Origin of the sequence: Mediterranea massiliensis, assembly GCF_900128475.1 — a bacterium.
Lineage (GTDB): Bacteria > Bacteroidota > Bacteroidia > Bacteroidales > Bacteroidaceae > Bacteroides > Bacteroides massiliensis_E.
Window position 1 is genome coordinate 342,719 of record NZ_LT635835.1, and the last position, 25,305, is coordinate 368,023.

29 protein-coding genes and 2 pseudogenes are annotated in these 25,305 nt (G+C 47.1%); 10 read left to right on the top strand and 21 right to left on the bottom strand.

Annotated elements, in window-relative coordinates; translation table 11 throughout:
• Positions 1–2 precede the first annotated feature (2 nt).
• Genes BQ7483_RS03825 through BQ7483_RS03875 form a run of 11 tightly spaced genes read right to left on the bottom strand, consistent with a single transcriptional unit; the run spans position 3 to position 9,287 of the window.
• Positions 3–575: a conjugal transfer protein TraO gene (locus BQ7483_RS03825; protein WP_072544998.1), complete on the bottom strand. Its 573-nt coding sequence runs from the start codon at positions 573–575 to the stop codon at positions 3–5.
• Between the two features lie 2 nt (positions 576–577).
• Positions 578–1,549: a conjugative transposon protein TraN gene (traN, locus tag BQ7483_RS03830; RefSeq protein WP_032944397.1), complete on the bottom strand. Its 972-nt coding sequence runs from the start codon at positions 1,547–1,549 to the stop codon at positions 578–580.
• 20 nt (positions 1,550–1,569) lie between these two features.
• Positions 1,570–2,862 (bottom strand): conjugative transposon protein TraM, encoded by a 1,293-nt coding sequence (gene traM, locus BQ7483_RS03835; RefSeq protein ID WP_072544863.1) that lies wholly within the window; start codon positions 2,860–2,862, stop codon positions 1,570–1,572.
• 4 nt (positions 2,863–2,866) lie between these two features.
• Positions 2,867–3,160 carry a TraL conjugative transposon family protein gene (locus BQ7483_RS03840; protein WP_071149221.1) on the bottom strand — a complete coding sequence of 98 codons (294 nt, stop codon included), beginning with the start codon at positions 3,158–3,160 and terminating at the stop codon, positions 2,867–2,869.
• A 12-nt stretch (positions 3,161–3,172) separates the two neighbouring features.
• Positions 3,173–3,796, bottom strand: a complete 624-nt coding sequence (traK, locus tag BQ7483_RS03845; protein WP_029426967.1) for a conjugative transposon protein TraK — start codon at positions 3,794–3,796, stop codon at positions 3,173–3,175.
• A gap of 20 nt (positions 3,797–3,816) precedes the next feature.
• A complete protein-coding gene (gene traJ / locus BQ7483_RS03850) occupies positions 3,817–4,821 on the bottom strand; it encodes a conjugative transposon protein TraJ (RefSeq protein WP_032944415.1) in 1,005 nt (334 codons plus the stop codon).
• 18 nt (positions 4,822–4,839) lie between these two features.
• Positions 4,840–5,472 (bottom strand): DUF4141 domain-containing protein, encoded by a 633-nt coding sequence (locus BQ7483_RS03855; protein ID WP_055172651.1) that lies wholly within the window; start codon positions 5,470–5,472, stop codon positions 4,840–4,842.
• A gap of 40 nt (positions 5,473–5,512) precedes the next feature.
• On the bottom strand, positions 5,513–6,127 hold the full coding sequence (locus tag BQ7483_RS03860; protein WP_032944423.1) for a hypothetical protein: 615 nt from the start codon (positions 6,125–6,127) through the stop codon (positions 5,513–5,515).
• A 33-nt stretch (positions 6,128–6,160) separates the two neighbouring features.
• Positions 6,161–8,659: a TraG family conjugative transposon ATPase gene (locus BQ7483_RS03865; protein WP_032944426.1), complete on the bottom strand. Its 2,499-nt coding sequence runs from the start codon at positions 8,657–8,659 to the stop codon at positions 6,161–6,163.
• Positions 8,656–8,988 carry a DUF4133 domain-containing protein gene (locus BQ7483_RS03870; protein WP_005801790.1) on the bottom strand — a complete coding sequence of 111 codons (333 nt, stop codon included), beginning with the start codon at positions 8,986–8,988 and terminating at the stop codon, positions 8,656–8,658. The genes BQ7483_RS03865 and BQ7483_RS03870 overlap by 4 nt, the downstream gene beginning before the upstream one ends.
• Before the next feature lie 2 nt (positions 8,989–8,990).
• Positions 8,991–9,287 (bottom strand): DUF4134 domain-containing protein, encoded by a 297-nt coding sequence (locus BQ7483_RS03875; RefSeq protein WP_072544864.1) that lies wholly within the window; start codon positions 9,285–9,287, stop codon positions 8,991–8,993.
• Between the two features lie 367 nt (positions 9,288–9,654).
• On the opposite strand from BQ7483_RS03875, the gene BQ7483_RS03880 reads away from it, so the two are divergent.
• Together BQ7483_RS03880 and BQ7483_RS17445 are read left to right on the top strand one after the other, a co-directional pair.
• Positions 9,655–10,236: an SLOG family protein gene (locus tag BQ7483_RS03880; RefSeq protein WP_071149225.1), complete on the top strand. Its 582-nt coding sequence runs from the start codon at positions 9,655–9,657 to the stop codon at positions 10,234–10,236.
• A 136-nt stretch (positions 10,237–10,372) separates the two neighbouring features.
• A complete protein-coding gene (locus BQ7483_RS17445; protein ID WP_139247520.1) occupies positions 10,373–10,555 on the top strand; it encodes a hypothetical protein in 183 nt (60 codons plus the stop codon).
• Positions 10,556–10,718: 163 nt separating this feature from the next.
• On the opposite strand, the gene BQ7483_RS03890 is transcribed toward BQ7483_RS17445, so the two are convergent.
• The 4 genes from BQ7483_RS03890 to BQ7483_RS03905 form a co-directional block, all read right to left on the bottom strand.
• On the bottom strand, positions 10,719–11,387 hold the full coding sequence (locus BQ7483_RS03890; protein WP_235817066.1) for a DUF4122 family protein: 669 nt from the start codon (positions 11,385–11,387) through the stop codon (positions 10,719–10,721).
• 89 nt (positions 11,388–11,476) lie between these two features.
• Positions 11,477–11,932 carry a DUF3408 domain-containing protein gene (locus BQ7483_RS03895; protein ID WP_071149227.1) on the bottom strand — a complete coding sequence of 152 codons (456 nt, stop codon included), beginning with the start codon at positions 11,930–11,932 and terminating at the stop codon, positions 11,477–11,479.
• Positions 11,933–11,934: 2 nt separating this feature from the next.
• Entirely contained in the window at positions 11,935–12,372 is a 438-nt protein-coding gene (locus BQ7483_RS03900; RefSeq protein WP_071149228.1) for a DUF3408 domain-containing protein, read from the bottom strand.
• Positions 12,369–13,136, bottom strand: coding sequence for a ParA family protein (locus BQ7483_RS03905; RefSeq protein ID WP_071149229.1), 768 nt, complete (start codon positions 13,134–13,136; stop codon positions 12,369–12,371). The genes BQ7483_RS03900 and BQ7483_RS03905 overlap by 4 nt, the downstream gene beginning before the upstream one ends.
• A gap of 673 nt (positions 13,137–13,809) precedes the next feature.
• Between BQ7483_RS03905 and mobA the strand changes: the two genes are divergently transcribed.
• The 8 genes and pseudogenes from mobA to BQ7483_RS03945 all read left to right on the top strand — a co-directional run bounded on the left by mobA (position 13,810) and on the right by BQ7483_RS03945 (position 21,227).
• Positions 13,810–14,268, top strand: coding sequence for a conjugal transfer protein MobA (mobA, locus tag BQ7483_RS03910; protein ID WP_072544866.1), 459 nt, complete (start codon positions 13,810–13,812; stop codon positions 14,266–14,268).
• 1 nt (position 14,269) lies between these two features.
• A complete protein-coding gene (mobB, locus tag BQ7483_RS03915; protein WP_072544867.1) occupies positions 14,270–15,526 on the top strand; it encodes a conjugal transfer protein MobB in 1,257 nt (418 codons plus the stop codon).
• A 34-nt stretch (positions 15,527–15,560) separates the two neighbouring features.
• Positions 15,561–16,277 (top strand): annotated as a pseudogene (locus BQ7483_RS03920) (YWFCY domain-containing protein); the annotation flags it as partial.
• A gap of 626 nt (positions 16,278–16,903) precedes the next feature.
• Positions 16,904–18,559 (top strand): group II intron reverse transcriptase/maturase, encoded by a 1,656-nt coding sequence (gene ltrA / locus BQ7483_RS03925; RefSeq protein ID WP_005815604.1) that lies wholly within the window; start codon positions 16,904–16,906, stop codon positions 18,557–18,559.
• 107 nt (positions 18,560–18,666) lie between these two features.
• A pseudogene (locus tag BQ7483_RS03930) lies at positions 18,667–19,980 on the top strand (TraM recognition domain-containing protein); the annotation flags it as partial.
• 229 nt (positions 19,981–20,209) lie between these two features.
• Positions 20,210–20,467 (top strand): hypothetical protein, encoded by a 258-nt coding sequence (locus BQ7483_RS03935; RefSeq protein WP_072532246.1) that lies wholly within the window; start codon positions 20,210–20,212, stop codon positions 20,465–20,467.
• A gap of 22 nt (positions 20,468–20,489) precedes the next feature.
• Entirely contained in the window at positions 20,490–20,729 is a 240-nt protein-coding gene (locus BQ7483_RS03940) for a DUF6926 domain-containing protein (protein ID WP_032944451.1), read from the top strand.
• A 12-nt stretch (positions 20,730–20,741) separates the two neighbouring features.
• Positions 20,742–21,227 (top strand): hypothetical protein, encoded by a 486-nt coding sequence (locus tag BQ7483_RS03945; protein ID WP_072544868.1) that lies wholly within the window; start codon positions 20,742–20,744, stop codon positions 21,225–21,227.
• A 7-nt stretch (positions 21,228–21,234) separates the two neighbouring features.
• Here BQ7483_RS03945 and BQ7483_RS03950 read toward each other — a convergent pair whose 3' ends face one another.
• The 6 genes from BQ7483_RS03950 to BQ7483_RS03965 all read right to left on the bottom strand — a co-directional run bounded on the left by BQ7483_RS03950 (position 21,235) and on the right by BQ7483_RS03965 (position 24,989).
• Positions 21,235–21,897 carry a hypothetical protein gene (locus BQ7483_RS03950; protein ID WP_072544869.1) on the bottom strand — a complete coding sequence of 221 codons (663 nt, stop codon included), beginning with the start codon at positions 21,895–21,897 and terminating at the stop codon, positions 21,235–21,237.
• 131 nt (positions 21,898–22,028) lie between these two features.
• The gene (locus BQ7483_RS17455) at positions 22,029–22,454 is read right to left on the bottom strand and encodes a hypothetical protein (protein WP_139247522.1); all 426 of its coding nucleotides are present in this window, start codon (positions 22,452–22,454) and stop codon (positions 22,029–22,031) included.
• A 483-nt stretch (positions 22,455–22,937) separates the two neighbouring features.
• Positions 22,938–23,348 carry a hypothetical protein gene (locus tag BQ7483_RS03955; protein WP_072544870.1) on the bottom strand — a complete coding sequence of 137 codons (411 nt, stop codon included), beginning with the start codon at positions 23,346–23,348 and terminating at the stop codon, positions 22,938–22,940.
• Positions 23,349–23,366: 18 nt separating this feature from the next.
• On the bottom strand, positions 23,367–23,726 hold the full coding sequence (locus tag BQ7483_RS17460) for a DUF3592 domain-containing protein (RefSeq protein WP_072531871.1): 360 nt from the start codon (positions 23,724–23,726) through the stop codon (positions 23,367–23,369).
• The gene (locus BQ7483_RS03960) at positions 23,723–24,376 is read right to left on the bottom strand and encodes a hypothetical protein (protein ID WP_072531872.1); all 654 of its coding nucleotides are present in this window, start codon (positions 24,374–24,376) and stop codon (positions 23,723–23,725) included. The genes BQ7483_RS17460 and BQ7483_RS03960 overlap by 4 nt, the downstream gene beginning before the upstream one ends.
• A 25-nt stretch (positions 24,377–24,401) precedes the next feature.
• Complete coding sequence (locus tag BQ7483_RS03965; RefSeq protein WP_072544871.1) at positions 24,402–24,989, bottom strand: SMI1/KNR4 family protein; 588 nt, start codon at positions 24,987–24,989, stop codon at positions 24,402–24,404.
• Positions 24,990–25,305: the final 316 nt, after the last annotated feature.

Sequence of the window (25,305 nt, forward strand, 5' to 3'; positions counted from 1 at the left end):
GTCTAATTGATGATGAAACGGACTCCAAGCCCGAACTGTGTCGTGAATTTTCCCAGAGAACTGCCCCATAGCGCACGTTCGCGCACATGGGCAAGCAGCACGATACGGTCAGTCACATAGCTTTCCAGCTCCAGCGTCAGGGCTCCGCCATAGACAAATGCATCACGGTAGGAAAGCATGGAACCGTCATACAGAACCTTTTCTCCCCAGTTCAACGTCTCATATCCCACCAGGGCAGAACCGCCGACAGAAAGGAAGAATATCTTCGCCGGGTCGGACAGGAACTTTAGGTAATAGCCGCCCTCGGCAGTAAACTGGGCCCGTGGAACGAAGGTCCCGCGATAGCCGTAGTTCTTCAGCAGATATTCCACGCCAGCCACCCAATGGTTGGCCCTTTTCGTATATCCCGACACGGCAAAGCCCGTGTACCAGTCAACCGGTGATTTCAGGTTTCCGGCAAAGCCTCCCCTGAGTTCCACACCCTTCATTCCGGGAAGGTAACGCTGGGCGTATGCCTGCCCCGATGACAGGGCAAGCGATACGCATACGGCAAAAAGAAACAGATACTTCTTCATGGTCATTTCACTTTAAGTTCATTGATCACCCTCGCTCTCACGATGTCCTCACTCTCCACGGTGAAGGTCTGATGACGGCCTCCGCTCTTCTCGTGCATCTCCACCACCAGCATCTTGTCGGCGGGAATGGTGAACTTGTCAAAGACAAAGACAGTACGCTCATCCTTCTTTCCGGCGACAGCCGTGGCATAGTTGTAGGCACGCAGTGGAAATATCACCTGCTCTTGGATGGCCGTGCGCTTGAGTACCTTCTTGTCTACGATCTTGAACGTCACGAAATCCACCTCATAAGGCACGTTCGACGTGTTCTTCACCTGGGTATGGAAATAAAGCAGCCCGTTATGGGTATAGAGTCCGCGCAGCAGGTACTGGATGCCGAACGCCTTGCTCCCGATATGCTTGATATGACGTCTGTTATCCTTGTGGATGGCCTTGGATATAAGGTGTACCAGCTTGGGCGACTCGCTGCCGAGTTCCTTCAGGTAGATGTCAAGGGCATTGTTCGGGCGGTTCACCTCGCTGCCGTCATGAACAAAATCGGCCATCTCGATGTTGAGCAGCAGAGGCTCATCGGCATACTTCACATTGAAGGTGTAGAAACTTCCGCTTTCGGTAATCACCGACATGTTGGTCTCCTCACGGAAGTTCTTTCTGGTAGCCTTTACCCTGATTACATTCTCTGAACCGTCCGCCTTGCCCGCAATCAGATTCGGAGAACCGAGATCCACGTAACGGACAGCCGAGGGAAAGATGATATGAGTCGTCTTGTCATACGTCACTTCCAGACCGTAAGGCGGAATCATCCGATCAAAGGTGAGCTTTCTGGACAGCCCGTGATAGAGGTCGCCGTCCTCCTGCTGCGGATAGATATCCGCCTTCAGGGTCAAATCATTTACGGCCGTGGTATCAGCCGACTGTGCATGTGCACTTGCAACGCCGCCTGCGAGGGCAAGCATCAAAAGAATCTTTTTCATGTCTTTACTGTTTTAATGGGTTATTGATTGTTGTTCTGATAAAGCATCAGTCCGTAGCCTGATTTGAGGTGTACCTTCTCCTCGCGCATCTTTTTGGAGATGTACTGCGACACGCCCTGTATGGCCCCTCGTCCAAGCTCGGAGAGAAGCTGGTCGCCTGCCGACTGGTTGGTGATGGAGATGGTCGTGCCGAGATTCTGTCCCATGTTGGCAGCCACTTCCCTTACCGCATTCGCTTCCGTCGAACCGGGAATGAATATCCCGGCCTGTCCGTCACTGTCCAGCACGGTCAGTTCCACGGGAATGACATTGCCGTCATATTCGACCTGCAGGATTTCAATGCCAAGCCGCTCGCCCTGGATACGTCCCTCACCGGTCAGCAGGGTATTGCGGGGAAGCACATGTCTTCCCACACGCATGGCCTCCAGCAGCCTGAGACGCACGCTTTGTCCGCTGATAATGGTCTGGTCGCCATGCACGCAGGCCCGTATGGTATTCCTCGCCATCTGTGTCCCGGCACTGCCCACAGCCGTATGGAAGCCGATATCAGCACCGGAAAGCAGCCTCGCGAACTGTACCGAATCGGTAAGAGGCTGAGGAAGGGACGACACGACCGGAGAGGACACCAGCCCGACGGGAACGGCTTTCGCCTTCCTCTCCCTTGAGGGACTTTCCGTCTCCTGACTGTCCGCTGTTCCCGTGCTGCCGCCCGAAGGCATATATTTGGCGGCAAGTTCATAGGACTTCTCCAGCAGAGCCACCTGTTCCTCGTAGCTCGGTCCGGCCGTCTGCGCTGCGGCAGCCTGTCGGAGCTGTTCCACCTCTGCTTTCAGGGCTTCCTTTTCCGGGTCTTCCTCAGGACTCTCGTAAAAACTGCCGAGAGTGGCGTTGATGTCGTTGTAAGCCGAGGCTGAAGAGGCGAAGGCTCCCGTCCTGCCGTTTCCTCCTGAATTGTACGCACGGCTTTCATTTTCACTTGCAATGTCCTGCGCCGGTTCTGTCTTCGGGACATTATCCTGTCTGTGTCCATCGGTCAGGGCGGAGAAGTCGGCCAGCGTACGCTTCTTCTCCTCCTGCCGGCGAATCATGTCTGCCTGCTCATAGGCAGCCATCTTGTCCGCCTCTATACCCGTACCTTTCGGATCGGGAAGTTCGGCATTGAAGCCCGTCTTCCTTTCCGCCTCCTGCCTGTCTTTTTCGGACGGGACGAAAATTAGCCACATGCACCCGAGGAACAGCAGGAACATGCCTGTGAAAACCAGATATTTCCTGATTTTCTGCTTCTGTTTCAATTTTTCTGCATCTGTACTCATAATCTTACTTGTTGAACTGGTTAAAAAACTCTTCCATCTCACGGACTTTCATATCGGAGAGGGTATCCGCAGGCACAAAGTCGGGAACCTCAAGCGGGGTTATCCTGATGATGTCCTGCCGGGCATCCTCCCGTCCGATGTCATAAATCGCACGGAAAATCATGTAGAAATTCACCAGCGCGAAAAGGGAAACCATCACGATGATGGCGATTGCCCTCTGACGGGGTGTGAGTCTGTCACAAAGGCCGCGCAGCCTGCCCCCGATACATTCCTTGAACTTTACATACATTTTTCTCATACATACATTGTTTTATCTGTCATACATTCTGATATCCCTGTTCTCCAGCACGTGGAACCCTTCCAGGATGAACCCGTGCGGATTGTTGTCACTGCGGGTGGAATTCCGCAACCTGCCATGCGTGACAAGGCTGCGTTCCGTCACGCTCTTCTCACGGATGATGAAAAGGCGTGCGTATGTCATGACATCATACGGATAGGTGTTGAAGTCGCATTTCACGCTGTCTATCTCGATACGCTGGCTGACATTGCCCGAAATTATTCTATTGTAATAACCCTGTTCGGCCAGATCCCCGTAATGGGAATAGGCGGAACGGTCACTCAGGAACATGGCACGCTGCACGTTCCCCTCGATGGCACTCTTGTCAGGGGCCAGCGTGAAGAACAGCTCATGGAAACGTCTGACATGTTCCCTTGCCTCTACGGGACGGTTCTGCTCCAGGTCCTGCGAGAGGGCGAGCATGAGCGACTTCCCCTCATCCAGCACATAGATCTTCTGGCGCTGGGCTTCGGCAAAACTGTATGCCTTCCACACGGAATAGCCCACAAGCAGGGTGCAGACACCCAGATAGACTATTCCGAACAGGCGCAGATGCCGGAAGCTGGTCTCGATATTTTTCAATGATTTGAATTCCATTCTTATTCGTTTTATGATTGTTACTTGATTAGTCTTCCGGCCACATTTCCTACAGTAGCACCTGCGGCACCGCCCACAATGGAGCCTGTCTTGGAAGCAGCCTGATTCACGTTCTTGCCGTAATTTCCTGCACCTCCACCGGCCTGAACAATCCAGTTGGCCACGGTCGGAATCGTGAAATACCCGATGATGCCGATAATCAGGAACGTGATGTACACGGCATTGGAACTGTCCGGAATGAAGTTGGGGTCGGACAGCTGCTCGATGTCCCTCTGAAGCATCAGGGTCTGTATGCGTGCCAGCACGCTGCTGAAAAGATCAGAGACGGGCAGCCACAGATAGATGCTGATATAGCGGACAAACCATTGGCTCAGCGAGGCCTGAAAGCCGTCCCAGCACGAAATGGCAAAGGAAATCGGTCCGAGAATGGAAAGGACAATCAGGAAGAATGTCCTTAGCGTGTCCACTACAAGCGCGGCCGCATTGAACATCAGTTCCAGCAGCTCACGGAAAAAATTCTGCACGGACTTCTTCATGTTGTACATGGCACGGTCCACATACATACCGCAAGCCTCGATAGCGTCCAGAGCTCCCAGTTCATCCAGTTTGTTGTCAAAAGCCTCCTTGTCCACCAGGTAGGCCGTCTCGGGATTCCTCCGCATCGCCTCAATCTCCAGCTTGTCCTTCTGCTGCCGATACTCATTCATGTCAAAGGTCTGCGTCTCCAGAATCCTGTGCGTTCCGGTCACGACGGGTGACAAAATGCTGTTGAGCGTACCCAGCACGATGGTCGGAAAAAACATGATGCAGATACCCAGAGCAAACGGACGCAGCAAAGGGAACACGTCAATAGGTTCGGCCCTGGCCAGCGACTGCCAGACACGGTACGCCACATAAAAGAGGGCTCCCAATCCGGCAAGGCCCTTGGCCACGCCGGTCATCTGCGAACAGAGCGGCATCATGTCCGTGTACAGACTTTGCAGGATCTGGTGCAGATTGTCAAAATTCACAGCCAACAATACCATAAGCAATCCTCCTTGAAATTACCAGTAACGTTCGTTGGGTGAACCGTACAGAGCCATCACACGGTCAAGATCATTCTGTTTCTTGGCACGCAGGTACGACACGCCGATGTTCTTGTTGGTATAGTACTGCACCAGACTGCGGTATTGCAGCATGTCGGTATAACAGCGGTCGATGATGTCCATACGTTCCTTGTCGTTCATCGAAAGGCCGTTCTCGTTGACCACCGTCTTCAGGTCCGTCAGCAGATTGGCACTCTCCTCCAGCAGCTTCGTGTAGCCGAGGGCGATAGCACTCAGTTCCTCAGGGGTGAAATAAGGGTCACTGAGCATACGCTCATAACTGGTCACATAGATTTCCGTGATGTCGCCGACCATCAGGATGGTCTGCTGCACCTTGCGGGCATCGCGTACCAGATTCTTCACTTTCCTAAGGCCGTCATAATACTCCTTGCCCTGCTTGTAAATCTTGACCGTCTCCTGAAAATTGTTGAGCATGTTGCCAGCCGTCGAGGACGTGTGGACGATATTCTTGGCGGCATTGATGATGCCCTGGGCAAGATTCCCGGGATCGGTCACTACCCATTGGGCGTGTGCCCTGCCTGCCGAAAGGAGGCAGATACAGCATAAGGCTGTCAGAATTCTTTTCTTCATGTCGTTAATCTTTAATGGTTGATAAATCTTTTCCGTTAGTTCAGAGTCCCATCTTGCGGCCTTTCGGCTTAGGACGGACGGTGATGTGCGGTTTCCTCCGCAGTGTTGTTTCCGAGGAGACCGTGCGGGCAGGCCTGATATTCCTGAAGAACTCGTCCGCATAAGGACGTCTGCCGGTCATCCTGACAAATCGGGCATCCAGTTCCCGGTAAGCCTTCTCCGCCTGTTTCCGTATCACATCCTCCGGACTGCTCCTGTCAATGCCGTATTTCACGAGAAAATCCGGGCGGATATGTATCGGGTCATGTACGGAACCCGGCGAGGCGGCAATACTGCCCAGCCTCTCCAGTTCCCCGTTCAGCTTGTCAAGGTATTCAGCCGGAGGACGGGGACATACACTTTCAAAAATCTTCTCCACCGCGTGTGTCAGTCTTGCATCCACCTCCAGAATGTCGGGTACTTCCCCCGTCTGCCTCTTCCGCAGGTATTCGTCAGGAGCCATCCCTTCAAGCTGATGGAACAGACGGTAATCCTCCGTGAGCCCGTAATAGTCCTGTATGGAAAGAGGAATATTCCAGCCCTGCATCAGGGACCAGTAGAGAGATGACACGACCTCACGGCGTTTGCTTTCATTAGATTCCAGATCGCTATACATAAATTCAGAAGTTTAATGGGTTGATAAATGATTTCACTTTTTCCTCTTGCTCTCGGCCAGCTGCTTGATTGCCAGCTCGATATTGCCACCCAGCTTCCGGGTAAGCCGCATTACTTCAAGCTTTTCCGTCTCCTCGGTCGTGTAGGTGCAGTACTCTTCCGGCGAGACCTCGGTGGCATAGACCGCCGACTGTGTTCCGCCGAGACCTATCCACACTTCCTTGTACTTGCGGGACGGGCTGTTGGCCATGTTGATGGAGAGAATCTGAGCACGTTCCTTGTCGGTCAGGCCCAGCAGGGACTGGATTTCATCGAACTTGTTGACATACTTCCTCTGGTCCAACAAAATCTTGCAGTCGCTGTTGTTGATGATGGTTCCCTTGACGATGGGTGACGAAATGATGTCTTCCACCTCCTGGGTAACGACAACAGCCTCTCCGAAAAACTTTCGGACGGTCTTGAAAAGGTAGCGGATATAGTTGCTCATATTGGCGGATGCCAATGCCTTCCAACATTCCTCAATAAGTATCATCTTTCGGATACCTTTCAACTTTCGCATCTTGCTGATGAAAGTTTCCATGATGATGATGGTGACAATCGGAAGCAGCACCTTGTTGTCACGAATATTGTCCAGCTCGAAGACAATGAAGCGTTTGCCAAGCAAATCAAGCTGTCTGTCGGAATTCAACAGGAAGTCATACTCGCCACCCTTGTAATAAGGTTCCAGCACATTCAGGAATCCCCACACGTCAAAATCCTTCTCCCGTGTACGCTTGGTCTTCAGGATTTCCTGAAATTCGTCTCGGATGAACTCATAGAAGGTATTGAAGGACGGAACCACGGTACTGTCCGTGCGTATCTTCTCCAGAAAGAGATTGACCGCGTTGGAGAGTGCCACCTCCTCGGCACGTGTCGGCGGCTCGTCGTCACGTTTCCACAGGGTAAGGATAAGTGTCTTGATGGACTCCTTCTTTTCGATGTCAAACACACCGTCCTCCACGTAGAAAGGATTGAAGGCTATCGGATCGCTCTCCTCATAGGTGAAATAGATGCCGTCCTCGCCATGCGTGCGTGCATGGATAAGGCTGCACAGTCCCTGATAGGAATTTCCCGTGTCCACCAGCAGCACATGCGCTCCCTGTTCATAATACTGGCGCACCATGTGGTTGGTGAAAAAAGACTTTCCGCTGCCCGAAGGTCCGAGGATGAACTTGTTGCGGTTGGTAATCGTACCGTTCTTCATCGGAAGGTCGGAAATGTCCAGATGGACAGGCTTTCCGGTCAGACGGTCCACCATGCGGATGCCGAACGGCGAGAGCGAATCCTTGTAGGACGTTTCCCCGATGAACAGGCACAGGGCCTGCTCGATGAAGGTGTAGAAGCTTTCCTCTGACGGGAAATCACCGGCATTGCCGGGAATGGCCGCCCAGAAGAGTGTCGGCACATCGACCGTGTTCTGACGGGGCTTGGCCTCCATCAGGGCAATCTGACTGCCCACGTCGTTCTTGATACGCTTCAGCTTCTCCCGGTCGTCACTCCATGCAAAGACGTTGCAGTGCGCACGGATGGAAGTGAGCCCCTTGCTGTGCGCCTCGTTCAGGTACTCCTCAATCCATTCACGGTTGATCTGGTTGGAGCGGCTGTAACGGGACAGCGAGTGCATGTTGCGGGCGGTCTGCTCAAATTTCCTCAGGTTTTCCGCCGAATCGTCTATGAAGAGATACTGGTTCACGATATGGTTGCACGTGAGCAGTATCCCTATCGGTGCGGCAAAGGACAGGCGGCAGTCGCTGCGGTCCGTGGACAGCCGTTCATAACGGCTGTCCGTACCCACGGATGACGGCAGGTCTTCCGTTTCGGAGAGGGTATGCAGGCAGAGCAGGTTGTCGCCGACCTTCATTTCCCCGGCTCCGAGAGTGATGTCCTGCAGGCTGGTCGTATTTTCCTGCGAAAGCGAAAAATACTTTTCGATAATGCCCGCGGAGGTTTCCGTACCGGTAATCTCTTCGTCCGTCAGCCTGACCATGCGGAGCAGACCGCTGTCGTTCACGATACGCTCGAACTGCCCGCAGCATTCCAGGAAGCGTGCAACGGTATCCTTGTCCTGCATCTCCTTGGGGATGATAAACCCGCGCGTGAGGGCATTGAAACTGCTTGTCGTGCGGCTGTGTTCCTTAGTGGTCTTAGTCAGGAACAGATAGCAGGTATGGTTCAGGTACGGCCGTTCGTTGAAATGCCTTTCAAAGCTTCGGCTGAGGAAACTCAGGTCATCCCGGCAGATGTCAGGTCTGTAACTCTCCTCGATGAAGATATCCTGCTTGTGGACAATGCTGTAGTTCGGCAGAACCCGGACAGCCTTCGCCCATGTGGAATGGAGGGCCTCGTACTCGGCGCGTGTCAGCGTAAACACTTCGGGCAGCTCCACCCTGTAGGCCACGGTGATGTCGGCATCCTTGCTGATGATGCACCCGTGCTCGACGGCCATCAGAGGAAACCGGCTTTCCAGTGTGGCGGCTTTCATTACATTTCTCATACATTACGTTTTTTCGGGGTTGGACAAATCAACCGGAGGAAACCCTTCCGGCTGATGATGTAGCGGGGATGGCGGCGCAGCGCCTGCAATTTCATCAGTCCCCATTCACCATATTTCGCGTTCAGGCGGAAAGTCACCCAGACAAGCACCGAAGCGCAGATGACACCGAAGCCGATACATACCCACTGGTCGATGCCTGCCATGTACATGATGACAAACAGGACGAACAGGGCGAGCAGTCCGCCGGCGAAGATGAACAGGTACTGGCTTTTCAGCCCCTTGAACTCAGGGCTGCGGCCGATTCCCTTGTTGATAGGATACTCCGCCATAATCAGAGGAAGAATGAACGTAAGATGGTGGCGGCTACGATTAAAAAGATGCAGGCACCGAACCAGCTGGCTGCCGTCTTGGAGGTGTCGGGATCTCCCGAGGAAAACTTGGAATAGACCTTCACGCCTCCGATAAGGCCGACCACGGCTCCGATGGCATAAATCAGTTTGGTTCCCGGATCGAAATAGGAAGTGACCATGTTGGTGGCTTCAGTGATACCGCTGATACCATTACCCTGGGCGAAAGCCCCTGTCGTTGCAAGCAGCATCATGGCTGCAAAAAAGAATCTTTTTTTCATGTGTCGAAACTTTTAATTGGTGAGACAAAAAAATGATTTCGACCACGAATATATAACGCTTAATCCATTGATTTACAACACTGACGATGCGTGACATCGGGTGTCATTACGTTACATCGGCAGGGGGATTTCGGCAAAGGAAAAACACTGGGAAAACGTCCTTTGATTCTTCCGGCAAAGGTAGCCCGTGCCTTTACGGAATCTGCAAGGCAGGCCGTTCCGGTTGCCCGGGAGAAAATCATCCTCGCTGCGCTTGCGGTATTTTCTCCCGACAAGCCTTGCAGTATCCAGGCACGGGACAGAAAAGCCTGCAAGAAATCAAACTCCGGCATATACCGGACACATGTAGAACAAAAAACAGAACATCATGAAACAGGAAGAAAAAAAGGTAGCGGCATTCACGGGACACCGGAAGCAAAGACTGATGCAGGAAAACAAGGACTACCGGAACTTCAGCGGACAAATCAGGGGAAAGGTCATAACTATGATAAAAAACCTCTATGAAGAAGGTTTCAGAGAATTTTATTCGGGCATGGCAGAAGGGTTCGACATGATAGCGGCTGAAGCTGTCCTGCAACTGAAAGAACAATATGAGGATATGACACTGGCGGCTGCTATCCCTTTCAGAGCCCAAGCCGAATGGTTTGACCCGCAAGACCAGCTGCTTTACAGGGAACTGCTTAAGAAGGCTGACCGGGTAGTGATGCTTTCAGAAAAATATTACAGGGGATGTTACCTGCGCCGTGACACCTATATGGTCAGCAGGGCTTCAATGGTAATAGCATATTGGGACAACGTGTGCAACGGAGGTACATACCATACCGTGAAAAAGGCCGTGGAAACTGGACGGGAAGTCATCAATCTGTTTACTGGAGAAGTGATAACGGACATAACTGCATTGCAAAACAATCATGAACCAAATAAACCGAATATAAAATGGACAGATTAAAAAATAGAAACTTATGAAATCAAAGGAACAGATTACAATCCCTGACCATACAGGGAAAAGAGAAACACGATTACTCGCTTTTGTATGGAACTGCGGTTTTTTCAGCAGAGACGTTTCTGATGAGAAAATCATTGAGATGTGGAGGAAATCCCCCGCCAGAAGTCTGGATGATCCTGAAGACGAGACATTCTACGATGTGGAATGTCTGACACCCGATGAACTGGCTGGACGAATCAATGACGAGTCTTTCGCGCATACGGAGGATTACGTACGTTTCATCAATGTCAGTCCCGACCTTTTGTACCCGGATAGGAAATAGGATATCCACCGTCTCATATCGCATACCCCCACTTCCCCCTAAATATAAAAAAGGGAAAGCAGGGGTATGAAACTAAAGTTATCCTGTATGTATCACTCTTTCAGATTCAACCAGAATCTCCTTCATCTGACCGTTTCAGGATGGCCACGTTTGAACTTCCTGATCACGCATACTTGTCTATATCGAAAGGCTCATCTTCCTTACTGCCTTTTCTTCCTGATACACCCCTCCGGTTTCCCAGATACTTGTCAAGCAAACCGTTCACCTTCTCCAGATTGCTCAGCTTGTCGGTCAGGAAAGCCAGTATCTCCGTTTCACTCAGTTTGTAATGGATGGTTCTTGCGGCACGCAGGGCTTTCTGTTCGTCAACAATCCCGGAAGTAAGTACTTCCGCTACGTTGTTTATTTCCTCGATTGTCAATGCCGTGTTGAAATCCGGGTCGGGTTCGGCATCTACGGGAGCCATCAGTTCCTCACGCTCTTCTTCTGTCAGTCCTTTGTTTTCCTGCTCCACATCATCAGAACCGATATCCTCGTCTTCCTCCAATGGAATTTTCTCCATCGGCTCGGAACGGGTTGGAGTCATCCTTGCAACTTTCGGGTCTTCCAGATAGATGACCTTTGTCTTGCCTATCACATCATCGTCATCCGAAGAAGAGGACGGAACAGCCGTTTCGGTTTTTCCTTTGGACTTATCCGTTTCCGGCTTTCTGCGCCTTGCCTTTCTGCGGGCACGACGTTCCGCCTCTTCCTTGCGTTGTCTGCGGTATCTCCACACTCTGACACGGGCAATCCGCATCAGCCTTAAAATGAGGTCCCATATTCCGTACATATGTCTGTGGAAAATAAATGTCCACAAATGGCACAATATATAGACAGCACATACTGCCTTTACGGTAAAATAAACTATCGCAGTCATAATTATAAAGGTTTGGTGATACATTCCGTGTACAGCTTTGACATCTCATGCTCGTACTTCTTCAAATGTTCATCTATAATCCTGTTTACAAAACCGGAAATGGGCACCTCAGGAGCGGTAACTGCCAGAAAACGCTTGATATGGGAGTGATTTTCCTTGTTGATATAGACTTGTATCCGATTTCCAACAGGATAGTTTACCAGATAGATGGATTTATAGAAACCGCTTTCCGGAGACCTGGAAGCAGATATGTCTTTCAGTATCTCAAACGTAATCTCGGATGTATCGTCATCCCTGTTGTCAGTTTTTGTCATGTCTGCCGTTTCACCAGAAACGTCGCGGACATCCTTTCCTCTTTTCCTGCCCTTGAACAGCCTACGGAAAATAAACAATGACAATCTGTAAGCAGTGTAAATGCAGCAACAGGCAACGATGGCCTGAAAAATAATCTGTGTCATAATCAAAATGGTTTTAATGGTTTATAATACTCTTTGTTATACAATTCGTTGATTTCGTCCCAGTGTTTCTGCAGATGGTCCACAAGGATATTGCTGATAAAGCCGGATATGCTCATCTCCGGAGCGATGACAGGCAGTACCCGTTTGATGCACTCGGCCACTTCACGGTTGATATACACATGGGAACGGTTTGACGCGGGTATATTGACCAGAAACCTTTCCCGGTATCCGCAGGATTCATCCTTTTTCCTTTTGGGCTTCTCCACGGAGGGCTTTTCCGCTGGAGTATCTGCCGGTACGGTTGAGGCGGGGCTTTTCGCTTCCTGATGTTCCACGGGCTTTTCTTTCGGGGCGAGGCTGTCCTTGCCGAAAACAGGTATGTCGCCGACAATGATTTCCTTCAGGACATCTTCGTCCACCTCTACGATTTTCTTTTTCATGACTGTCCGAGTTTAAGTTTGACCATAAGCTCTTCCGCAAGTTCCACCAGCCCGCTGCCTTCCAGTTGTCTGGCCGGAGGCGGCAGCAGCGTGCAACGGAAAAAGGCACGCTTGGCATGGGTAATCTCCTTTTCATAACGGCACAGGTCAGGAAGCGTGCTGTCGAGGACTGTCAGATGCAGCTCCCTCATGACTTCCGAATATGACTTGAGAATCTCCACATTGGTACGTTTTTTCAACTTGTTCCAGAAAAAGAAGATGTCCTTGAGCAACGGGGTATTTTCCATCTTCTTGATATGGTCAAGCACGGTCGTGGCAAAGGACAGTGTACTCTGCATCACAATCAGGTCCGGAACGGTGGGAGTAAGCACGTAGTCCATATTGACAATCGTTCGGAATACCCCGGTGGATTCTACCGTTCCGGGAAGATCCACGAAAATAAGGTCATAATCCCCGCTTGCCGCAATCGCATCAGCCGCTTCCCTTGCCTTTTCAGCGGTGGAGCCTACAATGGGATAAGCCTTTTTCTGCACTTGGTTCCACTGCTGTTTGATCAGTTGCCGGTAATAGGCGCTGTTGGAAACAGCCTTTTTGTCACGCTCCCTCATACGTACGAGACTGTGTTGGGGAGAGTCACAGTCAACGATAGCCACGTTCAGTCCCTTCTCGAAATGGAAGTAACTGGCAAGCACTACGGACAGGGCCGATTTCCCGACCCCTCCTTTCTGGTTGCTAATCGCAACGAACAAAGTTTCTTTACTCATAAGTCTTTCTTTTTAATTGTTATTGAATAAATACCGGTGTCATCCACTAATCCGTGAATCCGCAGACGTTTCTTTCCAACCATCCGAATCCGCATCCATTAACGGTATCATCCAGTGTCATAACCTTTGATGCTACTGTTACCGCATCTTTCCGACATCGCTTCCATCCGCGGTCTGTCTGTTGGTCATGACAATCCGTCAACGGTCCCGTCCGATATTGCTTCCATCATCCCAACCGTTACCGGAATCATCGGATAACATGACCATTATTCCGCTATCAGAAGGCCGGTTGCAACCGTCCGCACTGCAAATAAAAGGGGATTTTCCCGAATGATCACCATCATCCGGAGACGGTGACGACCCTTGTCACCGTATGACATCTTGTTACATATAATCCACTGTTTTACAGATAAATATACCGCTGTAACTTTGCCACCAACAACGGAATGGATACCGGATGGAGCTATCCCGAAGCCGAAGAATGAGGCTGAAGGTCAAAACTCAATTTGACTTCAGGCAAATTCATGTTCAAGCGAACATAGCAAGTTGTGTTTTGAGGCACCCGAAATAAATTCGGGCACTCAAAACAAACTTGCCGCTCGCCTGAAGGCTCGGGAGGGATTTCCTCCAAAGTCGGAAATCCATGACGGAAAATCAGCAACAGAAAATCTCAATGCGTATGGAAGAAAACAGTAAAAGAAAGACAAGAAAAGGTGCGGGACGGAAGCCGAAAACAGACCCGGCGGTACACCGCTATGTAGTACGGCTGAACTCGGAAGAGAACGGCCACTTTGAAATCCTGTTCCAGAAATCTGGACTGAAACAGCATTCCAAGTTCATCAAGGCGATGATTTTCGGACGCGAAATGAAGGTGGTCAGAATCGACAAGGCGGCGATGGACTACTACATCAGGCTGACTAATTTCTACCACCAGTTCCAGGCCATCGGCAACAACTACAACCAGACGGTGAAGGCAGTCAAGTCCAATTTCGGCGAGAAACGGGCGTTCGCCCTGTTACGAAATCTGGAGAAAGCTACCATTGACCTGGTGGTACTGAGCAAGCGGATTGTCATGCTTACCCGGGAATTCGAGGAGGAATACCTGATAAAAAGAAGGAAGGAGGAACAGTAGAATGGTGGCTAAAATCAACCGGGGTGTATCGCTCTACGGGGCGGTCATCTACAACCAGCGTAAAGTGGACGAGGCAACCGCCCGTATCATCGCGGGCAACCGCATGATTACCGACCTCACCGGAAATCTCCACAATGTCATGCAGCAGACGCTGTGGGCTTTCGAGAGCTACCTCGCCGCCAACAGAAATACGGAGAAGCCGGTACTGCACATCTCCCTAAATCCCTCGGTGGACGACCGCCTCACGGACGGGCAGTTCGCGGAACTGGCACGCGAGTACATGCAGAAGATGGGCTACGGCGACCAGCCCTACATCGTCTATCTGCATGAGGACATCGACCGCAGGCATGTCCATATCGTCTCCACCTGCGTAAAGGAGAACGGCGAGAAAATCAGTGACGCATACGAATGGAACCGCTCGATGAAAGCCTGCCGGGAACTGGAAAACAAATTCGGGCTCAAACCTGTGGCAGACAAGCGGAATGAACTGCTGGCACCGTATCTAAAGAAAGCGGATTACCGGGACGGGGACGTGAAACGTCAGGTCGGCAATATCCTCAAGAGCGTGTTCACCGCCTACCGCTTTCAGACATTCGGGGAGTTCAGTGCCATGCTCTCATGCTTCAACATCGAGGCCAAACAGGTTCGGGGAGAATTTGAAGGCTCACCTTACAACGGCATCGTATATACCCTGACGGACGATGCGGGCAGGCCGGTATGCACGCCTATCAAATCTTCGCTCATCGGCAAGCGCTTCGGCTACGAAGGGATAGAAAAAAGGATTGCCGTCAATGTCCGTGACTTCAGGACCCGGAAATGGCAGCCGAAAATCCATGACACAGTCGCGCTGGCCATGCACGGCTGCAGAGGAAACCGGGAAGACTTCATCCGGCTTCTCGGGGAAAAGGGCATCGACGTGGTGTTCAGGGAAAATGAGGAAGGCCGCATCTACGGCGTGACCTTCATCGACCACAAGAACCGTGAGGTGTATAACGGCTCCCGTCTGGGCAAGGAATTTTCCGCCAACGCCTTCGAACAGCTTTTCAGCAGGCCGCAGGAATTTCCGGAACAGGAAGCTTCCGGACAATATGCCGGCACACGGGAGAGCCTTTCCGACAGCATGGAAAGTACCATCGAGCAGGCTTTCGGGATATTCAGTCCCGACATCAACGGTCCTGACCCGCAGGAGGAGGCACTCGCCCGCAAACTGCAACGCAAGAAAAAGAAGAAAAAACGCCGTTCACGCGGCATATCCTGATTGTCAATTACCAACCATCAAAATTTTTACAGTTATGCAACAAGAAGATGATTTGAGAGGACTGGCCAAGGTCATGGAGTTCATGCGTGCCATTTCCATCGTGTTTATTGTCATCCACGTCTACTGGTTCTGCTACGGGACATTCGTGGACATGGGTATCCACATCGGAGTCGTGGACAGAATCCTGCTGAACTTCCAGAGGACGGCAGGACTGTTCAGCAACCTGCTTGTGACGAAAGTGTTCGCCTTCATATTCCTGAGCCTTTCGTGCCTGGGTACGAAAGGGGTCAAGAACCAGAAGATGACGTGGCGGAAGATATACGCCGCCTTCCTCGGCGGCATCGTCCTTTTCTTCATGAACTGGTGGATGCTCGACCTGCCGTTCAACCCGACGGTGAATGCGGCCGCATATACGCTGACGCTCACCGCAGGCTACATTCTCCTGCTCATGTCGGGAGTATGGATCAGCCGTATGCTGAAGCACAACCTCATGGAGGATGTGTTCAACACCGCCAACGAAAGTTTCATGCAGGAAACCAGGCTTATGGAAAACGAGTATTCCGTCAACCTGCCCACGAAATTTGTCTATCAGGGCAAGGAATGGGACGGCTGGATCAACATCGTGAACCCGTTCCGAGCCTCCATCGTGCTGGGAACCCCGGGCTCGGGAAAGAGTTATGCCGTGGTGAACAACTACATCAAACAGCAGATCGAGAAATCCTTTGCCATGTATATCTACGACTACAAGTTTGTGTGACGAGCAAGTCATGTTGATGGCTGTTTAACTGAGTTAAACTCTGATTAAACCTATTGTTTCGTCAATAGTAGCCTAAGAGCAGGTGCGACATCAGTTGTGCTAAGCTGCTCTGAAAAGGTAACCCTCCCGAAAGGGGAAGAATGAACCGTGAGGGAATTTCAACGACCGCAAGCGTTATGCAGTCTGGGGGCTTGGCTCAATGGTATGGTTAGCGCAAGCGAACTGTTATTTAAAGGTCGTTAAGTCGAACAAGCCAAACAACGCTGATAGGCTTGAACCAAAAGGTAAAGCGGTTGGACATTTCTGTGAATTTTGGGAATGCACGAACATCAGAACCGCCGGCTGAGAGACAGAACCTAACCCATTGGTTTGGCATCAACATGGAACTCGGTAAGCCTATATATCTCCCACAAAGGGTAAGCAGACCGCAAGGAATGCCGAATGGTATGTAGGTATAAGATTGTGGAAAAAGCGAATGCCATTCTGTAACGGAATGGATAAGGATTAAGCCAATGTCACGTGTGTCATTGACAACATCATCCTCCACGAAAGTGGGCAGACTTCCACTAGGTAATTCTTTTACAAGATAACTTAAAGAACTTCTTAAAGGAGGAAAGCAAATGAACGAAAATAGAAATATTAAGTGTGCGCCTTCTGACCGAAACCAAAGTTGGACCAGTATAGACTGGAACAAGGCGGAGGAAACGGTCAAGAAGCTTCAAGCGCGTATTGTAAAAGCTCAGAAAGAAGGTAAGTATGGTAAAGTGAAAGCTTTGCAATGGACACTTACCCACTCGTTTTATGCCAAGGCATTGGCAGTTAAACGAGTGACCTCTAACAGTGGCTCAAAAACTTCGGGGGTGGACAAAACATTATGGACAACACCTGAAAGAAAATACAGAGCCATTGCTACACTTAAGAGAAGAGGCTACAAACCTCAACCGTTAAAGAGAGTCAATATCAAAAAGAGTAATGGTAAACTTCGCCCTTTGGGCATTCCTACAATGACAGACCGCGCAATGCAGGCATTGTACCTAATGGCACTTGACCCTGTAGCAGAAACCATTTCGGACAAATATTCATTTGGATTCAGAAAGAATCGCTGTTGTGCAGATGCCATGATTCGTTGTCATACCCTCTTATCTCGTTCTTACTCACCCGAGTGGGTTTTAGAGGGAGATATAAAGGGATGCTTTGACCACATCAGCCATGATTGGCTTCTAAACAATGTCCCTATGGATAAAGAAATACTCCGTAAGTGGTTGAAATGCGGATTTGTCTTCAAAGGAGAGGTTTTCCCAACGGAAGAAGGTACACCACAAGGTGGAATCATATCGCCAACTCTTGCTAACATCGCTCTGAACGGTATCGAAAAGGCTCTTTCGGGATTCAAGCAAACAACCCGTAATGGTGTTGCATATAATCCCAAAGTGAGTTTAATACGATATGCCGATGATTTTATCATTACAGGTGCATCTAAAGAAATCTTGGAAAACGAGGTAAAACCTATTCTAGTCGAATTCTTCCAAGAAAGAGGGCTGGAACTGTCAGAAGAAAAAACAGTTATAACCCATGTTTCGGAAGGTTTTGATTTTCTCGGATTCAATGTTCGCAAATATAATGGTACACTACTGACAAAACCGTCAAAGAAAAGTGTAAAGAAACTCACCGAAAAGGTGAAGGTTCTATTGAAATCGCACAGAGCAGTAAAACAAGAGGAAATACTTATGATGCTGAATCCAATATTGACGGGATGGTCAATGTACTATCGGTATTGCGCAGCCTCAGAAACTTTTAGGAAAACCGACCAAAAGATATTCAATATGATTTGGAGATGGTGTCTCAGACGCCATTCAAACAAATCTCTTGGATGGATTAAAAATCGGTATTTTCATCGTGTGAATAATCGTGATTGGTGTTTTGGTATCGCAAAAGACAGTCCTAAGGGAAATACACATATCCTTCTAACTCGTCTGTTTGATACCAAGATTACAAAATATCCCCAAATAAAAGGGGATGCAAATCCGTATGATGCGGAATGGTATGATTACTTCCTTGACAGAAATCTTATTCGTATGAAAGAAAGTTTGAAAGGAAGGAAATCCCTCATATTCATGTGGGAAAGACAGAACCAATGCTGTCCATTATGTGGAGAACCCATAACCAAAGACACACCGTGGCGCACGGTGATGCTGAACGTGGATGGTATATCCAAACTGCATCTTGCACATGAAACATGTTGTAAATCTCTTAACAAGAAAGGAGGACTTTCATGAGCGTGCTTCATAGAAGTATTGAATTGCTTGAGCCGTATGATGGGAAACTATCATGTACGGTTCTTAGGGGGGAAAGCGCCCGTAAGGGTGCCGACCTACCCGATCCGGACCTCTCGGAAATAGCCTACAACCATCTGCTCAAACACAGACAGAGTTACAAGGTCAAACCGGAATTCTACGTCATCAATTTTGACGACCCCAGACGCAGCCACCGCTGCAATCCGATCAATCCGAGATTCATGGCAGACATCAGCGATGCCTACGAATCAGCCTACACGATAATGCTCAATTTGAACAAGACCTGGATACAGAAACAGGGTGACTTTTTCGTGGAATCCCCGATTATTCTCCTCGCTGCAATTATCTGGTATTTAAGGATTTACAAGGACGGAAGGTATTGTACGTTTCCTCATGCAATCGAATTTCTTAACAAGCCGTATGCGGATATTTTCACGATTCTGACCTCGTATCCGTCCCTCGAAAACTACCTTTCCCCATTTATGGACGCATGGCAAGGCGGAGCTCAAGACCAGCTCCAAGGCCAGATAGCAAGTGCGAAAATCCCGCTTTCGCGCATGATTTCGCCACAGCTTTATTGGGTGATGACAGGGGACGATTTCACCCTTGACCTGAACAATCCCGAACACCCAAAAATCCTCTGCGTGGGCAATAATCCGGACAGGCAGAATATCTATTCGGCGGCTCTCGGCCTGTACAATTCGCGCATCGTCAAATTGGTGAACAAGAAAGGACAACTGAAAAGTTCCATCATCATCGACGAGCTTCCGACCATCTATTTCCGTGGTATCGACAACCTGATTGCGACCGCCCGAAGCAACAAGGTGGCCGTCTGTCTCGGCTTCCAGGACTTCTCGCAGCTTGCACGTGACTACGGCGACAAGGAGGCGAAGGTTATCCAGAACACGGTGGGCAATATCTTCAGCGGACAGGTGGTCGGAGAAACGGCAAAATCATTGTCGGAACGGTTCGGCAAGATACTCCAGCAGCGGCAGTCCATATCCATCAACCGTCAGGACACTTCGACTTCCATCAACACGCAGCTCGATTCCCTGATACCCGCCTCCAAGATAGCCAACCTCTCGCAGGGCACGTTCGTGGGTAGCGTGGCAGACAATTTCGGAGAAGAGATAGACCAGAAAATTTTCCATGCCCGCATCATCGTGGACAGCGCAAAGGTATCGGAAGAAATGAAAGCCTACAAGAAAATCCCTGTCATCAACGAGTTCAGGGATGCGGACGGAAACGACATCATGCAGCAGCAGATTGACCGTAACTACTCGCAGATAAAGGCGGACGTGTTGCAGATAATAGAAGAAGAAATGGAAAGAATAAAAAATGATCCGGAACTGAGACACCTCATCCCGCAGCAAGAGGGAGAGGGAAACAATGACGGTGAATAGACGAAAGCGGAGACCGCTGTTTTATTTCCGCCTGCAAAGGTCGTCCCGTGCCCGCTGGATCGTGCAAGGCCGGGCCCCTCCGGGGTTTGCTGAAAAAATCATCCTCGCCCGAGTGCTCCGGTATTTTTTCGCAAAGCCTTGCACAATCCGGCACGGGACAGAAAGGCAGGCAAGAAATAAAATACCGGCTTGACAAGCCGCAAATGTCTAACTCAAAAAAATGAAAGATATGAGCAGAAGCAACTTCACCCCGATGGAAAGATTCCATGAGATTCTAAACGGACACGAACTACAGGCCATGAACGTGGGTATAAACCATATCCGCATCTTCAGGGACGGCCGGAAAATGTTCGACTACTATCCGCTAAGAATGAAACTCTTCGACTACCACAACTGGTACCAGCTTACCTATCCATCCTTCGGCAATGGCGATGGGAAATGGGAACAGGAACTTCAAGAGATAATCGGCAGACTTTCCGCCGCATAAACGGTATGCTATGGCAGCGCACATGAAAAAGACGGAATGGGACAACATTCCCGAATGGGCCATATATGCCCTGGAATACGGAACGGAAGAGGACGGTAGCCTGAATGAAGAGGAACGGGCCATGATTGAAAAATTTATCGGCACACATTTCCCGAAAGGATACACGATGAGCGTAGACTGGGACGCCTGCAACGAGTTTGACCGCTATCCCGCATTTGGAGAGCCTTGCAAGACCTGCAAGGTTCTTTTTGTTTCACCATAAATACACAGAAAAATGAAAAGAATGACACTGAGCGAATACCTCGCTGTCCCCGAAAATTATCGGGGAGTATGGACTACCGAACGATGGGACATTCCCGATTGGGAAAACTTGAGAAAAAACCACATGGGAAAACGTACCCTGATGGTATATGACAAAGGCACTTGCCTGCTTGTCGAGGGTCTGAGCCTTGAAATCGTGGACGACAGTGCCTGGAAGAAGCCGGAGGAAATCAAGAAGGAAATCCGTGAAAAATATCAGGAGTACCGTACTGAAAAGGGACATGAACCGCATTTCCTCGAATGCGTCATACGCTGGAACGATACCTTGGAGACACTGGAGACAAGAATCGCCCTGGACATGGATTCCGATACGGAAATGGACGATGAAATCTTCTTCTATTGCGATACTCTGGACAACCTGCTGTCACTCGCTGACAAAAGCGGGGAAGATTTTGTCATAGCCGGATGCTTCGGATTCGGTGAATATGAAGTACTGTAAAGATTTTTTAGGCAAAATGTAATTCTTCATAAAAGCATCCACCTTTAATAATGTCGTATCCAATAATATTTTCTTGTTGCATAGCATTAATTATTCGTTCTGAAAAGAAAAAGCCTCCTCCTTGTGGATACAATAAATCATAACTATTATATACATTTCTCAATGTAACTTTTTTCAAACAATAATTATCTGGATCGTTATAGTATTCGACACGGTCATTGAATATTTTAGTAATCCCATTGTCAAACATGTCTTCAAATATACATTTTGGATAAACAAATTCAGTATCTGGTATCATTGGAATAAATAATAGATAGAAGTCTTCATGACCTTCTATGAATATTCTTTTAAATACATACTCATCTTTTGAAATTTTCAATTGTTCAAAGATCCTTTTTATATTATTGCTAACGACCGCAACCAAGCTTAAACAAGATGGTGTAAAATCCATGAAATCTATAACATTGCTTCTTTTTAAAAGTTTACCCAAAAGGTTATCTGGCATATCGTCATAAAAAGTTTTTTGATTTTCAAAATAGACAGAAATAGTTTTAGCTTTATCTGAAATATATTTCAAGAAATTTTTGGACTCTATGCTGATTGTATGAGGCATTTCATATCTACCTCTTATTTTTTTATCTAAAGTAAAAGACAATTGATAATATTTCATTTTACAATAAATTGTGTCGTGAATGTTAAATACAATGTTGTATGATTTAAGACCTCCAATGCAAAGGCAATTGAAATAGAATCTGTATTTATAATTATGATAGTCTAATACATATTTTACACTCTCAAGTTTTAGTTAAAAACGAACCTATTAAACTTTGTATTAGCCATATAAGCCTTTACAAAATGCTCTGAAACAGGCCCGATTATTGAATCATTATTACAGCATTTCAATTTTTCACCAGATGATTTTATAACCCACCAATTATACGTTCTACCTTCGCGTCTAATTATTATAGTTGAATCATTCCAATAAACTGCACGTACACTATCGATTACAGGGTCATGATCACTTGACAATTTGCATTTTAAATAATGTGTAGCATAATAATCGTCAGGAGAATATATATAGTAGTCATCTACCAGTTTAATACTGGTTGGTGAACAACTTATAAGAAAAAAAAACAATATAAAATTAAACAATGCACCATTTTTTGAATGAGAAACTCCCAAATGAAAGAATCGCATTAACAGTTTTTCCAAATCTTTCTTATCCATGACTATTCTTCTGTCTGACGATTAGTACTATTCTTTCCAGATTATCGCCAAAGATATTGTAAATCAATGGCTATCTACAAAGATATGAAACATTCCATATAATCTCTCATAAAAGACAGACTATCTTTATAATGATTGAAAATTATTCAGAATCATATATTTAGCTGGATCTTCTACTCGTATTTATGGGGAAATAATGGTATTACTGTGTGCTTTTTGAGACAGTATCTGGAAATCTTAAGTCCTTGTTTATAGAAATATATCAAATTAAATATAGCTTGTCCAAATAGAATATAAATCAAAGCCGAAAGGAAGATTGTCAATAATTTTATACTCATTCATGAATTATTGCTTTTATCTTGTTACGCTCCAGTGCCTTTAATAATGGAGTTGTGGCTGTCGTAAGTCATTCTATGGCACCTGTTCCGTCCTCGGGTGATACTGGTAACACGTTCCATAACGTCATACTTGAATAATAGAGAATCACAATTTAAGAAGTTGTATAATTGCACTGTTATAATCGCAAATATCGAAAAAAGCTTTTATTTTAGTATCTGGAAATACGCCTTTTTGCGTATACACATATGGTGTAATAATTATTTTATTTTCAGTTAAGGACAAACTGATTATTTTATACGTTTTATACAATGTATTCCAACTTTTAATGTGCAATTCTTTTAGGACATTTTTTTGTATCTCATTTGTAATTTGTAGCCCTGAATTACTATATTGTAAAGCTCCATTAATTATATTCTCAATATTATGAATTTCACAATTCGATGTAATAAAACAAGGTGTATGCGCAACCCATAATCCTATTTCATTTTTCGATTCTGGATAAACAATAAACTCTATTGCCGATTTACATATTGTTATTTGTTTATTTATAGCCATATATAATTTTATAATTGATTAAAATCCTGTAATTTGTAAATAAACACTGGAATAATAGGCCCGTACCGTCATTGAATAATCTGGATTGGTATTATCATATACAATTCGTACAGAATCTCCTGGTAATATAGTTGAGTTTCTATAGAAAATATCATGTCCTTCATATTCTTTTCCTGAAACTTTGAATTTATAAACATAATAGTTTCGGCCTTTTACCATGAAAGTTTCATCTGTAATAATAGCAGTCGTATAGACCTTGTTCTTTCTTAAAGAATTAATGGGGGCTATGCCTTTCGTATAACCCACATAATATACAGTCCATATTGCTATCAATATGATGAAAATAAAAGCAATTTTACCTTGGTTCATTATTTTCATATTCCTTTATACTCTAAATAATGAAAAATATCTTCAAAACGGTCATAATAATCCAGTATATTGGGTTCTTGGTGTGCGTACATTTTTTCAACATGAGACAGTATAATCTGTTTCAACTTGTCAAAATTGGCGGGAGCAACCAATTTGCACAAAGCCATGTCTATGAATATCCAATCAGCTCCTACATCAGGAAGTCCAGTCTCTCCATCCAATACAGGCAAGATAGTCTTATTGTACAGTTTATCAAGCGACGAATATTCGGAGAAAACATATTCTGCACATTTTAGAATGATTTGAAAGTTTTCGAATTCATTCGAATATCCGTCTCCATTTGTATCAAAATTCAATTCATCCTGCAGCCCCAACATACTACCTGAAAAGCTGATGCTTGCCCTGTCTCTTTGATCTTGTAAGGTCTTCACGCTGAATTTTTCAAACCATTTATGGAGAACATCAAACCTCACACCATAGATAGGATATATGACGAGTGACGATGTTGTGTCTCTTTCTCTCCAATGGTCTAACTCAATAAACTGCTTCCCACTTTCTGTTTTGAAGAAAAGAGAATAGTCTCTTTTTCTGAATTTATACCCAGAGAAAAAATCAAGTTGAGCTAAATCATTTACTATTTTATCGAAAGTAGTAATCATAATTTTTGAGCTAATAAAAATTCATTTATCTTACAACCGGGGTTGTAGGAGCCATTCTATTGGATATTCGCCCATCTGCATCAAACAGACCAAATATCCTCTCTATCTCAGAAGTAATCATGTCTGATAGCGAATCCCATGATTTCAATGGAGTCGTGTCGTAACGGTCACAGTAGTATATCTTATTATCCGATGTATTAAGATAAAGCTTTGAACAGTCATAATTATAAGAAGCAAAAAAGAACATCTCCTGTGTGGCATTCTTAGGCCGCTCATTTTTCTGAATATCTTCAAGACTGAATGGATACCATGAATCCAAATCGCTTCTGTTGTATGATGTTCTACAGCCATGTAATGCCAATGTGCAATTCATTATATCAAAGCCATTGGATACATTCATCAGAAAATTCCTGTAAACTTCAGGAATAGCGCATCCCAGTTTCTTCTCCAAATCGCATACTTCTGCTTCTGTAATACAGGGGTACATGACATTAAGCCAGGCAAATTCGGCAATATGCGGAGCCTTTCCAATCATCAACGCTCCGTTTTTCGAATGGGTGACTCCCAAATGGGAGAATCGCATCAATAGATTTTCTAATTCTTTCTTATCCATGATTATTCTTTTGTCTGACGGTTAGTACTATTATTTTCGGATTATCGCCAAAGATATTGTAAATCAATGGCTATCTACAAAGATATGAAACATTCCATATAATCTCCCATGAAAGACAGACTATCTTTATAATGATTGAAAATTATTCAGAATCATTCGATTGACTTATCTTTAATAGTACTCGTTATCCGTCTTATGGGACAGGAAATATTATATGCCAATTCGCATACGGATTATACCCATCTTCATCATCGGAATCACACTGTGTATTAGATTTTAGTTCAATGATTTAGCTATCTCAACAAAAGAGGGTTGC

Coding starts and splice junctions, on each gene's coding strand:
- traK (WP_029426967.1), bottom strand. CDS start 3,796: ATGGAATTCAAATCATTGAAAAATATCGAGACCAGCTTCCGGCATCTG.
- traN (WP_032944397.1), bottom strand. CDS start 1,549: ATGAAAAAGATTCTTTTGATGCTTGCCCTCGCAGGCGGCGTTGCAAGT.
- BQ7483_RS03825 (WP_072544998.1), bottom strand. CDS start 575: ATGAAGAAGTATCTGTTTCTTTTTGCCGTATGCGTATCGCTTGCCCTG.
- BQ7483_RS17455 (WP_139247522.1), bottom strand. CDS start 22,454: ATGGATAAGAAAGATTTGGAAAAACTGTTAATGCGATTCTTTCATTTG.
- BQ7483_RS03875 (WP_072544864.1), bottom strand. CDS start 9,287: ATGAAAAAAAGATTCTTTTTTGCAGCCATGATGCTGCTTGCAACGACA.
- ltrA (WP_005815604.1), top strand. CDS start 16,904: ATGAACGAAAATAGAAATATTAAGTGTGCGCCTTCTGACCGAAACCAA.
- BQ7483_RS03935 (WP_072532246.1), top strand. CDS start 20,210: ATGAGCAGAAGCAACTTCACCCCGATGGAAAGATTCCATGAGATTCTA.
- BQ7483_RS03870 (WP_005801790.1), bottom strand. CDS start 8,988: ATGGCGGAGTATCCTATCAACAAGGGAATCGGCCGCAGCCCTGAGTTC.
- BQ7483_RS03955 (WP_072544870.1), bottom strand. CDS start 23,348: ATGGCTATAAATAAACAAATAACAATATGTAAATCGGCAATAGAGTTT.
- mobA (WP_072544866.1), top strand. CDS start 13,810: ATGCGTATGGAAGAAAACAGTAAAAGAAAGACAAGAAAAGGTGCGGGA.
- BQ7483_RS03940 (WP_032944451.1), top strand. CDS start 20,490: ATGAAAAAGACGGAATGGGACAACATTCCCGAATGGGCCATATATGCC.
- BQ7483_RS17445 (WP_139247520.1), top strand. CDS start 10,373: ATGTGGAGGAAATCCCCCGCCAGAAGTCTGGATGATCCTGAAGACGAG.
- BQ7483_RS03950 (WP_072544869.1), bottom strand. CDS start 21,897: ATGAAATATTATCAATTGTCTTTTACTTTAGATAAAAAAATAAGAGGT.
- BQ7483_RS03895 (WP_071149227.1), bottom strand. CDS start 11,932: ATGACACAGATTATTTTTCAGGCCATCGTTGCCTGTTGCTGCATTTAC.
- BQ7483_RS03900 (WP_071149228.1), bottom strand. CDS start 12,372: ATGAAAAAGAAAATCGTAGAGGTGGACGAAGATGTCCTGAAGGAAATC.
- BQ7483_RS03840 (WP_071149221.1), bottom strand. CDS start 3,160: ATGAGAAAAATGTATGTAAAGTTCAAGGAATGTATCGGGGGCAGGCTG.
- BQ7483_RS03880 (WP_071149225.1), top strand. CDS start 9,655: ATGAAACAGGAAGAAAAAAAGGTAGCGGCATTCACGGGACACCGGAAG.
- BQ7483_RS17460 (WP_072531871.1), bottom strand. CDS start 23,726: ATGAAAATAATGAACCAAGGTAAAATTGCTTTTATTTTCATCATATTG.
- BQ7483_RS03855 (WP_055172651.1), bottom strand. CDS start 5,472: ATGAAGAAAAGAATTCTGACAGCCTTATGCTGTATCTGCCTCCTTTCG.
- traM (WP_072544863.1), bottom strand. CDS start 2,862: ATGAGTACAGATGCAGAAAAATTGAAACAGAAGCAGAAAATCAGGAAA.
- mobB (WP_072544867.1), top strand. CDS start 14,270: ATGGTGGCTAAAATCAACCGGGGTGTATCGCTCTACGGGGCGGTCATC.
- BQ7483_RS03890 (WP_235817066.1), bottom strand. CDS start 11,387: ATGTACGGAATATGGGACCTCATTTTAAGGCTGATGCGGATTGCCCGT.
- BQ7483_RS03865 (WP_032944426.1), bottom strand. CDS start 8,659: ATGAGAAATGTAATGAAAGCCGCCACACTGGAAAGCCGGTTTCCTCTG.
- BQ7483_RS03860 (WP_032944423.1), bottom strand. CDS start 6,127: ATGTATAGCGATCTGGAATCTAATGAAAGCAAACGCCGTGAGGTCGTG.
- BQ7483_RS03965 (WP_072544871.1), bottom strand. CDS start 24,989: ATGGATAAGAAAGAATTAGAAAATCTATTGATGCGATTCTCCCATTTG.
- BQ7483_RS03960 (WP_072531872.1), bottom strand. CDS start 24,376: ATGATTACTACTTTCGATAAAATAGTAAATGATTTAGCTCAACTTGAT.
- BQ7483_RS03905 (WP_071149229.1), bottom strand. CDS start 13,136: ATGAGTAAAGAAACTTTGTTCGTTGCGATTAGCAACCAGAAAGGAGGG.
- BQ7483_RS03945 (WP_072544868.1), top strand. CDS start 20,742: ATGAAAAGAATGACACTGAGCGAATACCTCGCTGTCCCCGAAAATTAT.
- traJ (WP_032944415.1), bottom strand. CDS start 4,821: ATGGTATTGTTGGCTGTGAATTTTGACAATCTGCACCAGATCCTGCAA.